The sequence below is a fragment of the Roseovarius salis genome (assembly GCF_044472985.1).
Lineage (GTDB): Bacteria > Pseudomonadota > Alphaproteobacteria > Rhodobacterales > Rhodobacteraceae > Roseovarius > Roseovarius salis.
In genome coordinates this window covers 1-14077 of sequence record NZ_JBISDG010000025.1, presented here as the reverse complement: position 1 = coordinate 14077, position 14077 = coordinate 1, and the positions used below count along the sequence as shown (strand labels likewise).

General features: G+C 67.2%; 13 protein-coding genes. 4 read left to right on the top strand and 9 right to left on the bottom strand.

Annotated features, from left to right (window positions below):
- Positions 1-4: 4 nt before the first annotated feature.
- Positions 5-1567 (bottom strand): proton-conducting transporter transmembrane domain-containing protein, encoded by a 1563-nt coding sequence (locus tag ACH13J_RS11675; protein WP_397543513.1) that lies wholly within the window; start codon positions 1565-1567, stop codon positions 5-7.
- Positions 1568-1665: 98 nt separating this feature from the next.
- On the opposite strand from ACH13J_RS11675, the gene ACH13J_RS11670 reads away from it, so the two are divergent.
- Positions 1666-2538, top strand: coding sequence for a LysR family transcriptional regulator (locus tag ACH13J_RS11670; RefSeq protein WP_397543512.1), 873 nt, complete (start codon positions 1666-1668; stop codon positions 2536-2538).
- A gap of 12 nt (positions 2539-2550) precedes the next feature.
- On the opposite strand, the gene bchJ is transcribed toward ACH13J_RS11670, so the two are convergent.
- From bchJ to ACH13J_RS11630, 8 genes are all read right to left on the bottom strand, one after another.
- The gene (gene bchJ, locus ACH13J_RS11665; protein ID WP_397543511.1) at positions 2551-3132 is read right to left on the bottom strand and encodes a bacteriochlorophyll 4-vinyl reductase; all 582 of its coding nucleotides are present in this window, start codon (positions 3130-3132) and stop codon (positions 2551-2553) included.
- Between the two features lie 4 nt (positions 3133-3136).
- A complete protein-coding gene (gene bchE, locus ACH13J_RS11660; protein ID WP_397543510.1) occupies positions 3137-4783 on the bottom strand; it encodes a magnesium-protoporphyrin IX monomethyl ester anaerobic oxidative cyclase in 1647 nt (548 codons plus the stop codon).
- 98 nt (positions 4784-4881) lie between these two features.
- On the bottom strand, positions 4882-5397 hold the full coding sequence (gene idi, locus ACH13J_RS11655) for an isopentenyl-diphosphate Delta-isomerase (RefSeq protein ID WP_397543509.1): 516 nt from the start codon (positions 5395-5397) through the stop codon (positions 4882-4884).
- Positions 5394-6572, bottom strand: a complete 1179-nt coding sequence (locus ACH13J_RS11650; protein WP_397543508.1) for a geranylgeranyl diphosphate reductase — start codon at positions 6570-6572, stop codon at positions 5394-5396. The genes idi and ACH13J_RS11650 overlap by 4 nt, the downstream gene beginning before the upstream one ends.
- Before the next feature lie 2 nt (positions 6573-6574).
- Complete coding sequence (locus ACH13J_RS11645; RefSeq protein WP_397543507.1) at positions 6575-7864, bottom strand: BCD family MFS transporter; 1290 nt, start codon at positions 7862-7864, stop codon at positions 6575-6577.
- Entirely contained in the window at positions 7864-8772 is a 909-nt protein-coding gene (gene chlG / locus ACH13J_RS11640) for a chlorophyll synthase ChlG (RefSeq protein WP_397543506.1), read from the bottom strand. Before chlG ends, ACH13J_RS11645 begins: the two co-directional genes overlap by 1 nt.
- Positions 8773-8849: 77 nt before the next feature.
- Positions 8850-10283: a transcriptional regulator PpsR gene (ppsR, locus tag ACH13J_RS11635; protein WP_397543505.1), complete on the bottom strand. Its 1434-nt coding sequence runs from the start codon at positions 10281-10283 to the stop codon at positions 8850-8852.
- A gap of 33 nt (positions 10284-10316) precedes the next feature.
- The gene (locus tag ACH13J_RS11630) at positions 10317-11165 is read right to left on the bottom strand and encodes a cobalamin B12-binding domain-containing protein (RefSeq protein WP_397543504.1); all 849 of its coding nucleotides are present in this window, start codon (positions 11163-11165) and stop codon (positions 10317-10319) included.
- A gap of 304 nt (positions 11166-11469) precedes the next feature.
- Between ACH13J_RS11630 and bchF the strand changes: the two genes are divergently transcribed.
- The 3 genes from bchF to ACH13J_RS11615 form a co-directional block, all read left to right on the top strand.
- Positions 11470-11958: a 2-vinyl bacteriochlorophyllide hydratase gene (gene bchF, locus ACH13J_RS11625; RefSeq protein ID WP_397543503.1), complete on the top strand. Its 489-nt coding sequence runs from the start codon at positions 11470-11472 to the stop codon at positions 11956-11958.
- Positions 11955-13241 (top strand): ferredoxin:protochlorophyllide reductase (ATP-dependent) subunit N, encoded by a 1287-nt coding sequence (locus ACH13J_RS11620; RefSeq protein ID WP_397543502.1) that lies wholly within the window; start codon positions 11955-11957, stop codon positions 13239-13241. The genes bchF and ACH13J_RS11620 overlap by 4 nt, the downstream gene beginning before the upstream one ends.
- A partial coding sequence (locus tag ACH13J_RS11615) for a nitrogenase component 1 (protein WP_397543501.1) occupies positions 13238-14077 on the top strand: 840 nt, incomplete at its 3' end. The genes ACH13J_RS11620 and ACH13J_RS11615, both read left to right, overlap by 4 nt.

Here is a 14077-nt window from a genome sequence, read left to right as displayed (position 1 = left end):
GTTATTAATCTGTTTTGGCGGTCTGCAACCCGCCGGTCAGCCGGTCGAGCACCGCGTTGAGGTAAAGCCCGTTGGCAAGATGCACCCGCAGCCCCGCCGTGGAGGGGTGATGCGCCCACATCGGGAACAGCGCCTGCGCGACGGCCACGAGGCCGAAAGAGATCAACGCCAGAAGGATCAGTGCCCACTCCAGCGCGCCGGGCACGGGCGCCCCGGGCAGATGCGTCCCCCAGAGCAGGCCGGCCATCTTGTGGAAACCGAAATAGGCCACCGCGGCGGCCAGCGATGCGGCTGCGGTGCGCTGCGTCAGCGCCCGCGGCGCGGTATCGGCAAGCCCTTGCGCGACGAGGTAGGCAACCCCGAAGATCAGGATCGCGCCGAGCGCCACCGCCTGTGCCGATTTCGGCCCCGCGATCACGCCGAAGCCCACCGCCACCACGGCATAGAGCGCGATCGCGAGCGCGAACGACCGTGCAACGGCGCCGAACCCCGGCACCGCGACAGGGCCCGGCCGGTGCACTTGCGCCACGGCGCGGATGGCAGTGCCGGAGCCGAGAAAGGCGTGCGCCTTGTAGAGCGAATGCGCCACGATGTGCAGCAAGGCCAGCGGCCAAAGCCCGAGCCCGCATTGCAGCAGCATGAAGCCCATCTGGCTGATCGTGGACCATGCCAGCGCGGTCTTGACCGCGCTCTGCGTGAGCATGACGACCGCGCCGAACAGGGCCGTCAGCCCGCCCAGCATGACCAGCGCCGCCATCGCCGCGGTGCTCGCCTGGACGACCTCGGCCAGCCGGATCAGCAGCACGCCGCCCCCGTTGATGATCCCGGCGTGGAGCAGCGCGGAAACCGGCGTGGGCGCCTCCATCACCTCGGTCAGCCATCCATGCAGGGGGAAGGCCGCGGTCTTGAGCCCGGCGGCCAGCACCAGCAGGCCCGCCGCGATCTTGGCCTGCACCGGCAGGCCCTCGGCGGCGGCCTGCGTCAGCGCACCAATATCGGAAGTACCGAATCCCGCCCAGAGCAGCACGGCGGCGGCGATGAGCGCGGCGTCGCCAGCACCCCAGACGAGCGAGAACTTGGCAGCCGCGCGCCGGGCCTCGGCCCGGTCGGGATAGAACAGCAACAAGCGCCGCAGCCCGAGCCCGACCGCGACGAACGCCGCCGCCAGAACGGCAAGACTGCCCGCCTGCACGAGAAGCAGCACTGCCGCCAAGGTGGCCAGCATGAGCCCGTGGAACGCGCCCTCGCGCCGCTCGCCGTCAAGGTAACTGCGCGAGTAGCGCACGACGATCCACCCGACGAACGCCACGAGCAGCGTCATCGTCGCGCTGATCGCGTCGAGCCGGAGCGCCAACAGGGCCGCAGTGCCCCCCGTTGAAACGGTCGCGGCCCCGAGCACCTGAAACTGCACGACGCCCGCCACCGCCGTGGCAAGCGCGATAAGCGCCGCAGTCTCCGCCACCTGCGGGACCGAACCGGGGCGCCGCCCGGGCCGTGCCGCGGCGAAAACGGCCGCTACGATCAGAACGATCGGTCCGATAAGGATCAATGGGGGTAAAGATATCATGGCCGAACTCCTTGGATACTGTCGAAGGAGGAGATATCGCTTGACAATGTTTTATAAAATTACATATTTTGCGCATAATCATTCTATTAAATAGAACATTGGCCTTGCTGAACCTTCATCACTTACGCCTTTTCCGGGCCGTGGCGGCAGAGGGCACGCTCACCGGCGCGGCGCGTCAGCTGAACCTGTCCCAATCGGCCCTTTCCAGCCAGATCAAGACCCTGGAGGCAACGCTCGGCCACGACCTGTTCGAGCGCCGCGGCCGCGGGCTCGTCCTGACGGAGGCGGGGCGGATCGCACTCGACCATGCCGAGGCGATCTTTCGCACCGCCGAGGACCTGACCGCGACGCTGCGTGACACCGGCCGCACACGGCGGGTGCTGCGGGTGGGGGCCCTCGCGACCTTGTCACGCAATTTCCAGATGCAGTTCCTGCATCCCCTCATCGGCCGGACCGATACCGAGGTCGTGCTGCGGTCGGGAAACCAGGCCGCGCTGCTGCGCGGCCTGGAATCCCTCGCACTCGATGTGGTTCTGACGAATCTCGCGCCCGCCCGGGATGCCGCGAGCCCGTGGCGCGTCCATCACATTTCCGAGCAGCGCGTAAGCCTCATAGGAACGCCCGGTCGCGTCGGCACGGGTACGCGGGACGTGGACGCGTTGCTGTCGGAGGAGCCGCTGATCCTGCCGGCGCAAGACAGCGCGCTGCGCGCGGCCTTCGACGCCTATCTGGACCGGACGGGAATCGTGCCGGCCATCGCGGCCGAGGCCGATGACATGGCGATGCTGCGCCTGCTGGTGCGCGAAAACGCGGGGCTGGCCGTCATCCCGCCGATTGTCGCCAGGGACGAGCTTGACTCGGGCCGCCTGGTCGAGGCGGCACAGCTGGAGGGGATCGTGGAAAACTTCCTTGCCGTCACGCGCGCCCGGCGCTTTCCCAACCCCTTGCTGGCGGAGCTGCTGGCCGGTTGACGCCGGGCCGTTTCAACCACGGCGCATGAAAAACCGGCAAGCGGCGGCACCCCGCGCGCAACAGCCTGCTTCCTCCACGGTCATGTCGCCGGCCACGAGGCTGCGGAACAGTGTCTGCAGCACGGCGCGGTGCCACGGGCACCCCGGTGTCGCCAGCGGATTCGCCGCGATGCCCAGCATCATCGGCCGCTTGCCCGTGGTGACCCGGCCCGAGCCGGCAAAGGTCCAGGCGTGACGCCGAATGGCTGTCAGCAGCATCGGCCCGGACACCGCGGCGGGCAACGCGCGCAGCATCCGTCTTGCGCCGGCGGGGATACGGTGGGCAAGGATATACTCACCGGTCAGGCGGCCGCTTTCCCGCGCCACCGCCGCGGCCCGTTCGGGCTCCAGCGTGGCGGCCACCGCGCGGTGCAGCCGCGCCGCGTCCGACTCCGCGACCATGGACGCAGGCGGCACGTCAAGCATCGGGGCAATCCCGGCACGGCCGAACACCTCGCGCGCCAACGTCTCGCCCCCCTCGGCGCACAGCGCGGCGGCCATTTGCAGGATCGCGTTCGGCCCCACCACGTGGACCGGATCGGCGCTGTCCGGCATGGGGTTACTCTGCCGGGGTGTGCGCCGGTGCGCGATCACCACCGCCCGCGTCCCCGGATGCGGCGAGTTCGGCCTTGCGCGCCTTGACCTGCGCCCGGACGCTGGCCTTGCGCTCCTCGGCCTTGCGCTTGCGGTCGGCCATCGCCTCCCAGTCGGCCATCTGCGCCTCGGCGATCTGGCGCGTGTCATCGAACTGGAAATCGACCTTTTCCTTGGATTGCGGCCCCCAGTAACCGACCTTGCCCAGATCGTAGAACGTGCGCGCGAATCCCGCCTTGGCAAAGGCCTTCAGGCAACCCAGCAGGTATTTCCGGCGGAAGCCGCGGCCGCGCCAAGGATAATGGAACAGCGCCTTGATCATGTAGAAGCGACGGTAGTTGTGCATCACCCTGTCCAGCAGGGTGGCGCGGTCCATCGCGTCCGGCTTCATTATGGGCGTGACGAAGTTGTACTTCTCGAAATCGAACACCTCGACCTGGTCGCGCAGCTCCTGGAAAAGCGGCGTGAACGGCCACGGCGTGTACATGGTCCAGTTGGCGAGGTCGGGGTTCCAGTCGCGGGCGAAGCGGTAGGTCTCTTCCAGCGTCTCCTCGGTCTCGTTCTCCAGCCCGACGATGAACTGCGCCTCGGTGAAGATGTCGGCCTCGCGCAGAAGGCGGATCGCCTCCTTGTTCTGCTCGACCTTGGTTTCCTTGTTGAACAGGTCCAGCTTCATCTGCGCGGCCGCCTCGGTGCCGAGGCTGATATGCACCAGCCCGGCGCGGCGCCACAGGTGCAGTTGGTCCATGTCGCGCTGGATATCCGTGACGCGCGTGTTGATCCCCCACTTCACCCTGTCGGGCAGGCCGCGGGCGATCAGCTCCTCGCAGAACTCGGTGAACTTGCGGCGATTGATCGTGGGTTCCTCGTCGGCGAGAATGAAAAACCCGACACCGTGGTTATCCACCAGATCCTCGATCTCGTCCACGACCGCCTTGGGGTCGCGCACGCGGTAGTCACGCCAGAACTTCCACTGCGAGCAGAAGGAACAGGTGAACGGGCAGCCCCGTGCAAGGCTGGGAATGGCCAGCCGGGTATTGAGGGGTATGTAGATGTACTTTTCCCAGTCGAGGATCGACCAATCAGGCATGATCCCGTCGAGGTTCTTGACCGTGGGGGCAGCCGGGGTGGCGACGATCTCGGTGCCGTCGGTGTAGGCGATGCCCTTGATGCGCTTGCGGTCGGTCCGCCAGCGCCCGTCCTCGACCGCGCGCACGAAATCGAGGAACACCTCCTCGCCCTCGCCGCGCACGATGGCGTCGATGTGCGGCGCCTCGCTGAGAACCTGCTTGAACATGAAGGTCGCGTGCACCCCGCCCAGAACCGTAACGGCCTCTGGCGCGGCCTCTTTCGCGATTTCCAGCGCGCGCTCGGCACGGTAGATCGAGGGCGTGATCGCCGTTGCGCCCACGATATCCGGCTTGAGCGCGGCAACCCGCGCGCGAAGCTCATCCTCGCCGATATCGTGGGTCATCGCGTCGATGAAATGGATGTCGGTATACCCCGCGGCCTTTAACGGACCGGCAAGATAGGCCACCCAGGCCGGCGGCCAATTTCCCGCGATTTCCGCGCCGCCGGAATGGTAATTCGGGTGAATGAGGACCAGTCGCATGTTTTGCCTCCCATGTGTAAGTTAAAGTTGACACATGACGAGAGGCAATGAATTGACACAGATCAACCGCGCCCGGATGCGGGCGGGAAATCCGGCGCTCAGGCGAATATCTGCTCGGCGTGGCGGTCCATGTAGATTCGCAGCCACGGGGTATAGACCTCCGGCGCGCGGCGGGTGGAGGCCGCGAGCTCGGCCATGTCGACCCATTCCGTCGCCATCACTTCCGAGGGGTTGGGCGCGGGCCTGATACGCTCTTCGACACGCGAAACGAAGATATCGACGGATTCGTGCTCGATCAGCCCGCCGCCCACATCGGCGCGGTAGGTCACCCTGTCGCGGTGTTCCAGTGGCAGGCCGGACAGTCCCAGCTCCTCCTCAAGGCGGCGGCGCGCGCAGGCATCCGGCGCTTCGCCCCAATGGGGGTGGGTGCAGCAGGTGTTCGCCCACAACCCCGGCGTATGGTACTTGCCCCGCGCCCGGCGCTGGATCAGCACCTCCGTTCCGCACAACACGAACACCGACACGGCCTTGTGCAACAGGCCGCGGCGGTGCGCCTCCAGCTTCTCGACGGCGACCAGATCGCCATCAACCCATGTCGGTATCATGTCTCTCATGTATATGCCGCCGGCACCAGCCGCGCGAGATGGGCAAGGTTCTTGAGCCCGATCCTGAGATGCGCCATCGGGCGCGCGCGGACGAGTTTCTTGTTCATGTAGGCCTCGAATGTCAGGCGCTGCACGTCGATGTCATGACACAGCGAGACGAACCGCTCCCGCCGCTCATCCGACTTGTAATAGGCATTCTGCATCGAGGCCAGCACCCGGAACACGGTCTTGTGTTCGCGCATGAACAGCCTGCGCGCCAGCCCGAGATCGCGCACGCGCCCAGAGGCAAGGCACGCCATCGCCGCCGCGGCCGCCACGCGTCCGCCCGTCATCGCGTAATAGATGCCTTCCCCGGATGACGGCGCCACCACGCCGGCAGCATCCCCCGCCAGCACGACGTCGCGGCCGTTGTCCCACCTTTCCATCGGCTTGAGCGGGATCGGCGCCCCCTCGCGCCGGATCGTGGGACAATCGGCCAGCCCGCTGGCCACCCGCAGATCCGCCGTGGCCTGCTTGAGGTCCACCCCGTGCACCATCGACCCCATGCCGACACTGGCCGACTTGCCGTGCGGAAAGACCCAGCCATAGAAGTCGGGCGAGATACGTCCGTCATATACAACGTCGCACCGGTCTGGATGGTAAGCGCCAACCGCGCCCGGCGCCTCGATGATCTCGTGATAGGCGATCACGTAAGGAATGCTGTCGCCGCCGGGCACCTCGTCGCGCGCCACGCCCGAGCGGGCACCATCGGCCCCGATGACCAGCCGCGCCGTCAGCCGCCGCTCTGCGCCGCTGGCCCTGTCGCGGTAGACCACGTGCGTGCCCTCGTCGTCGCGCTCGATCCGGCGATAGGTGCCGGTGGCGCGATCCGCCCCGGCCTGCCGCGCGCGGTCGCGCAGGAACTCGTCGAAATCCTCTCGGTCGACCATGCCGACGAACCCGTTCTCGATGGGAATGTCCACGTGCCGCCCGGTGGGCGAGATCATGCGCGCGGTCTTGATCCGGGCCACCAGCATGTCGTCGGGGATGGCGAATTCCTCGATCAGCCGCGGCGGGATCGCGCCGCCGCAGGGCTTGATCCGCCCCGCCTTGTCCAGCAGCGCGACCTGCGCACCGGACCTTGCCAGATCCTCGGCGGCCGTGGCCCCCGCGGGGCCGCCACCGACAACGACGACATCATACATTGTCATTCTCCCGGAATCAGCGCGGTCGTATGGCCGCGCGCATGATCGATCACCTTCAGCGCCATGAGCGCCGCCACCACGAACAAACCGGCCTCTGCCAGAAAGACCGTGCCGAACGCCGCCGCGTCGCTTGCCGCGACGGCACGCATCAGGTCGGCCGCGGCTGCACCGAGCAGCCCGCCGAAACCGGCCGCAAGGGCCTGCGCCGCGCCCCAGAGCCCCATGCGCGTACCCTCGCGCGCACCGCGCCCCTGACCGGCCAACGCCATCATGGACCCTATGGCAGCCACGGCGAACATGCCGTTGAAGAACCCAAGCGACACGACCGCGGGCATGAGCATGACCGGCACCACGAGCGATCCGAGCGCCGCAACCAAGCCCAGGCTCGCCGCCGAGCCGAAACACCCCGCGACCACCCAGCCGCGCAGGCTGCCGAACCTGAGCCCGGTCGCCGCGACACCCACGGTCAACATGCCAAGGAACACGCCACCATTTTGTGCACCGGAAAGCTGGGTGGACTGCCCCGGCGTGAATCCGAAGACAAGACCGGCATAAGGCTCCAGTATAAGCTCCTGCATGAAATAGGCGGTCATCGACAGGAACACGAATATCGTGAAATTCCGGGCGGCCGGTTCGGCCCAGACCTCGCGCAGACCGTCGAGGAAGCGCGTCTCCTCGCTCTCGCGCGGTGCGGCCCGCACGCGCCGCTCGACCCCCCAGACGGCAAGGCCCGTCAACAAGACCGCGCCGCAGGTGACGACGCCCACGATCCTGAGCAGCAGCTGCGGGCTGTAGGGGTCGAGGAAGGCGCCGACCGTGCCGGCCGTCAGGGCGATGCCCGCGATCATCATCAGCCACGTGATGGTGGCGGCCGCGGCGCGGCGGCGCGGCTCGGTCGCAGTGGCCAGCAGCGCCAGCAGGGACGTCCCCGAGGCGCCGACGCCCAGCCCGATGAGCGCGTAGGACAGGATCGACAGCGCCAGCGCCCATCCGAAACTCGCCGCGAACAACACCACGCCCGCCGCTGCCCCGAAGGCGCCAAGCGCCAGCACCGCCATACCGCCGACGATCCACGCGGTTCGGCGCCCGCCCGTGTCCGACAGGAACCCCCAGCTGGGCCGCGTGATCTGTATCCCGTAGTGCAGCGCCACCAGCAGCCCCGGCAGCACGGCGGGCAGCGCGTGCTCGACCACCATCAGCCGGTTCAGCGTCGATGTTGTCAGGACCACCACGGCCCCGAGGCACATCTGCACCAGCCCGAGACGGGCGATGGCCACCCAGCTCAGGGTCATCACATCCCCCCCATGCCGCGAAGGGCGAAAGCGGCGACCATCATGCCGCTGACATAGAGCATCACCCCGGTGCCGTTGTACCACGGTGCGCGGCCCTCGGGGTCGCTCAGCAGCACGCGCATCGCCCACAACTGCGCCAGCAGCAGCCCGGCGATGGCAAGCGCGAACCACGGCTTGCCCCAGACCGCCAGCAGCCCGATCACTCCCAATTGCGGCAGGACCATCACCCAGCAGGCAACGCGCGCCGCCCGCTCGGGTCCGAGCGTCACCGGCAGCGAGTTCACCCCGGTCTGCCGGTCGCCTTCGAGAGCCTTGAAATCATTGAGGGTCATGATGCCGTGCGCCCCCAGCGCATAGAGAAGCGCCACCGTAAGGATCGGCAGGGCCGGAGCCCCGGCTGACAGCACGGCTGCGCCGGTGACCCATGGCAGCCCCTCGTAACACAGCCCGACCAGCCCGGGCCCCCAGACCCCGGACCGCTTGAGGCGGACGGGCTCGGCCGAGTAGGCCCACGCGGCCAGCACACCGATCACCGTGGCGCCAAACCCCCAGGGCCCGAGCAGCGTGCCGAGACCAAGGGCCAGCGCGCTCATCGCCAGCGCGACCCACAGGCCCCACCGGCCGGGGATCTGGCCCGAGGGAATCGGACGGCCCGGTTCATTGATCGCGTCCACATGCCGGTCGCACCAATCGTTGGCCGCCTGGCTCATCCCGCAGACAACCGGACCGGCAAGGACCATGCCCGTCAGCACCAACCACGGGGCCTGCATCAGCGGAACGCCCGAAGAGACGGCGCCGCAGGCATAGGCCCATATCGGCGGAAACCACGTGATCGGCTTGATCAGGGTCAGCAGGGCGCGCGGACGCGGCAGCCGGCGGGCAGATTGCAAGTTTAGACTGACACTCATGGTGTCAATTAAACTATACAATGCGATTCCGTTAAAGGATTTTGTTGGCCTTCCGACGCGCGGCGGGGCGCGGGGCGTTACTCCTGGTCGCTGCCGGACTTGAGCAGCCCGTGCTTGCGCAGCTTGACGTAAAGGCTCTGCCGCGACAGCCCCAGCATCTCGGCCGCCGCGACACGGTTGTTGCCGGTCATCTCCACCGCCGTCTCGATGCACATCTTCTCGATCACGTCGGAGGTCGCCGACACCAGCTCCTTCAGCGACGCCGTTCCAACCAGCTCCATGACGCTCTGCATCGCGTCATCGCTGACCATGGCCGGCATGTCCTCGCGCTGAACCGCCTCGGCGGGCGACGCATCGCGAATGATCAGGCCAACCCCGAGATCGACGCCCCGCTGACGCAGATGCGCGGCCGATATGTCGACCTGCAGGCGCGTTCCGACGACGCTTCGGACCTGTGCCGAGTAGTTGCGCATCCGGCCATGCTTGAACGCGCCATCAAGTATGAGCTTGAGGTCAACGCTCCCTCGCGACAGGAAATCCGCCATCGACCGGCCACGCACATCACGCAGCTGCGCCGCGTCGGACATGACGAGAAACCCCTCGTTCGCTTCGCGAATCGTGCCCGCGTTGTCGGTCACGACAATCGCGTCCGAGGTGGCCGAGAAAAGCGCGGACAGCATCTGCGACACCTCGGGGCCGTCTGCCTCGTCTTCCTTGACGGCCACCATGCGGCACAGCAGCATCAATTCCCCCGAGGCCCGGAAGAAGCCCGGGCACAGCGTGATTACCCGACCGTTGCGGCGTGACACGACCTCGACGCCCTTCTTCTCGTCGGCATTCGCCGCCGCGGTCACGGCGTCCATGAACTCCGACCGCCGGCGTCCCTCGAAGGCCTGGGCAAATGCACTGCCAACCAGAAGATCCGGGCGCCCGCCCAGCAGATCCGCTGCAGCCCGGTTCAACTCGTTGATACGCCCCGTATCCGGATCGACCAGAGCAATCGGCGTCTCCGACGCTTCCAGCACCATGCGGAAACAGGTTTCCGCGCCGCGCAGCTTCTGACGGTCGCGTTCGCGGGCCATCTGCTCCTGCACGAGCCGTTGCTGGACTTCTGCAACCGGCTGCATGTCGCGGCCAAGCAGCAACAGCTCATCGCCCTTGCTGACACGGTGCAGCGTGTACCGGACGGGGAATTCCCATTTCGCGTTGTCGGTATGGTTCAGCTCCAGCGGCCGCGGCACGAAGTCGGGATCCGCCTTCATCAGTGCGACACGGTCGGAGAACTTGGACTTGCATTCTTCTGTCAGGAAGTCCGAGAACAACCGGCCCACCCAGTGATCAAGCCGCCCCAGAGACGGGCACTCGGCGTTGACGGAGATACCGGTGACGACACCATCACCGTCAACCACGACAGCAAGGTCGGCGGATTGCTCGATCAACTGATCCACGTGATCGGGTTCCGGCAGGACACCAGCGCGCAGTCGTTCCGATGTCCGCTCCTGCTTGGTCACGTCGTCTCCTTACCCACCCGTTGCGCCGCCCTTTCACCCGCCAAAGGAAGAGTCTACGAGCAGCGTCTCGGCCACAGAAACGAGACCCGACCTTTCTATGGCCTCACGCACAGATTTCGCCGCGTGGTCGGCCCCTGTACGCCTCTCAATGCCGGCCACCTCTGTCACGACCGACCCGCCCAGCACGACAGGAGGGCATTGGGCCGTTCCGTCACGGATTACTTGTATGAGATGCGCCAGCTTTTCAAGCGATTTCGCCATCGAAACGGTCACGGCCACCATGGAAAAGCGCCCGCCGGCCACCATTTCGGCAACTTCTTGCGGTTTCAGGCCGATCGCCATGTGAACCCATATGCCGTGACGCCGGAACTGGTCGGCGGCAACGAACGCCCCAAGGGTGTGCCTCTCGAAGTCGGGAACGACCATGAGCACGGCCTGCCCCATGGGGATCGCCTGCCCCGGCGCGGTGTTGCCCGCGCCCTCGCCGGCCTCGCGCAACAGCGCCTGCAACCGCGAGGCCGCAACCGTCACATCGACGAATCCCGCCTCGTCCCGCAGCCACATGTCGCCCAGCCGCCTCGCGGCGTCGGGGATGAGGGACTGGTAGATTTCCTCGGCGCAGAAGCCGTTCGCGATCAGGTCGGGCACAAGCGCCTGAGCGCCGGCATCGGACTCTTCCATGAGACGGACGCAAATACTGTCGATCCAGTCTGCGCGCGTCTCCGGACGCGTTTGCCGGGTCTTGGAGGCGACGCGCCGCAGCGCCGATTCCACGAGAACCTTAAGCCCGCCATCGTCTCGCGGCGGCGTCAGCGGTGGCACTGGGTTGCGTGTCTTTCTCGGATACTGGTTCATTCCCCCCTCTCCGTTCGGATCGGTCATGGCGCTGTCCCCGCCACTTGAACACTGCTCCGATGATCTAAGTCTGCGCGCAGCCCGGGCAAATGTCAAACTTTGTTGACACCGCGAGCGAGGCAAAGTCCGCATGAGCCTGTTTCCTCCGCACAATTTCAAAGCCCAGCATGGCTGAGCCAAAAGCACTCCATGCACTCGGCGCCGGACGGGAGCACATCGCGAGGTCCGTTTCGACTGACATATCGAAGTGCGAATGTGTGTAAATTTTAGTTGACACTTTTGCCTGCGAATCCGTAGCATCAGACCAACGAAACCGGCCTGCGAGGGGAAAGTGGCAGCGCAAACTGGTCAGAAGCCCGAAGGAGCCGCGCTCTACACCAACGAACAGCGCGTGCGCCGTGATGCAACCGTCTGGACGACGGTGCAGGGCGTTCTCGCGCCGGCACAGTTCGTCGTCTTCCTGGTGTCGCTCGGGCTCGTGCTGCGCTTCTTGGCCACCGGCGAGGGCTATGCCGGGGCCACGCTGTCCATCCTCGTCAAGACGGGCTTTCTCTACGTCATCATGGTCACCGGCGCGATCTGGGAAAAGATCGTTTTCGGACAGTGGCTTTTCGCACCCGCCTTCTTCTGGGAGGACGTGTTCAGCTTTGCCGTGATCGCACTGCACACCGCCTATGTCTGGGCGCTGTTCACCGACGCGCTCGCGCCGGCGGGGCTGATGATCGTCGCGCTCGCAGCCTATGCCGCCTACGTCGTCAACGCCGGGCAGTTCCTGCTCAAGTTGCGCGCCGCACGCCTGCAGATGGAGGCCGCCGCATGACCCACCAGACACCGCCACCCCCCGCGGCCGGATGCCGCAACGCCCCCGTTCTCAAGGAGCGCGGACAGCACGAGGTATTCTGCGGCCTGACCGGAATCATCTGGCTGCACCGCAAGATGCAGGACGCGTTCTTCCTCGTGGTGGGCTCGCGGACCTGCGCGCACCTGCTGCAATCGGCCGCCGGCGTCATGATCTTCGCCGAGCCGCGCTTCGGCACCGCGATACTGGAGGAGACCGATCTCGCCGGCCTTGCGGACGCACAGGAAGAGCTGGAGCGCGAGGTCGACCGCCTGCTGGCGCGCCGCTCGGACATCCGCCAGCTTTTCCTCGTGGGCTCCTGCCCCTCCGAGGTCATCAAGCTCGACCTGTCCCGCGCCGCCGAGCGGCTGACCGCGCGCCACGCGCCCAAGGTGCGGGTATTGAACTATTCCGGCTCGGGGATCGAGACCACCTTCACCGAGGGCGAGGACGCCTGCCTCGCCTCCATGGTGCCGGTCCTGCCCGAGACATCCAGGCGCCAGCTTCTGCTCGTGGGGGCCCTGCCCGACGTGGTGGAAGACCAGGCGCTCGACCTGCTGGGCAAGATGGGGATCGACGATGTCGCGGTCCTGCCCGCGCGCCATGCCGACAGCGGCCTGGCCGTGGGCCCCAATACCGTCTTCGCCCTCACCCAGCCGTTCCTGGGGGGCACCCATGCCGCCCTTGAACGGCGCGGGGCGCGTCACCTGCCCGCGCCTTTCCCGTTTGGCGAGGAGGGCACCACCGCGTGGCTTGCCGCCGTGGCGCGGGAATTCGGCGTCGATCAGGCGCGTTTCGACGCCGTCACCGGCGCGCCCCGCGCGCGTGCCCGCAAGGCGCTGGCCCGTGCGGCCGAGACGCTTTCGGGCAAGTCCGTGTTCTTTTTCCCCGACAGCCAGTTGGAAATCCCACTCGCCCGCTTCCTGACCCGCGAATGCGGCATGGAGGCGGTCGAGGTCGGCGCCCCCTACATCCATAAATCGGTCGTGGGCCCGGACATGGACCTGCTCGGACAAGGCCCCACGCTGGCCGAGGGACAGGATGTCGACCTTCAGCTCGACCGCTGCCGCGCCGCCCGGCCCGACCTGACGGTGTGTGGTCTCGGCCTTGCCAACCCGCTGGAGGCGGAGGGGCTGACGACGAAGTGGGCGATCGAACTGGTGTTCACCCCGGTGCATTTCTACGAACAGGCAGGCGATCTGGCCGGCCTGTTCTCGCGCCCTGTCCACCGGCGCGACGCGCTCAAGCTGGAGCCGGCGGAATGAAGCTCAGCGTCTGGACATACGAGGGGCCGCCGCATGTGGGCGCCCTGCGCGTGGCCACGGCAATGAAGGGGCTGCATTACGTGCTGCACGCCCCGCAGGGCGACACCTACGCCGATCTGCTTTTCACCATGATCGAGCGGCGCAACCACCGCCCGCCGGTTACCTACACGACATTCCAGGCGCGCGACCTGGGCAGCGATACCGCCAACCTGTTCAAGACCGCCTGCGAAACCGCCTATGAGCGGTTCGCGCCGCAGGCGATGATCGTGGGCGCCTCCTGCACGGCAGAGCTCATCCAGGACGACCCCGGCGGCATGGCCGAGACCATGGGCATGCCCATCCCCGTCATCCCGCTGGAGCTGCCCAGCTACCAGCGCAAGGAGAATTTCGGCGCCGACGAGACGTTCTTCCAGGTCACGCGCGCGCTGGCCCGGCCGGTGGAAAAGACTGCGCATGTCAGTTGCAACCTGATCGGGGCGACGGCGCTCGGCTTCCGCCACCGCGACGACATCACCGAGGTCAGCGCGCTGCTGGAGGAGATGGGCATCGCGGTCAATGTCTGCGCGCCCTACGGCGCCACGCCCGACGACCTGACACGGCTCGGGGCGGCGCATTTCAATGTTCTGATGTATCCCGAAACGGGGGAATCCGCCTGCCGCTGGATGGAGCGCGATCTCGGGCTGCCCTTCACCCGGACCGTGCCCATCGGCGTGGGCGCCACCCGCGACTTCGTCAACGAGGTCGCGGCGCTGGGGGGGGGGGGGGGGGGGGGGGGGGGGCGGGGGGGGGGCCCCGGGGGGGGGGGGGGGCGGGGGGCGGGGGTGGGCCCCCACCGC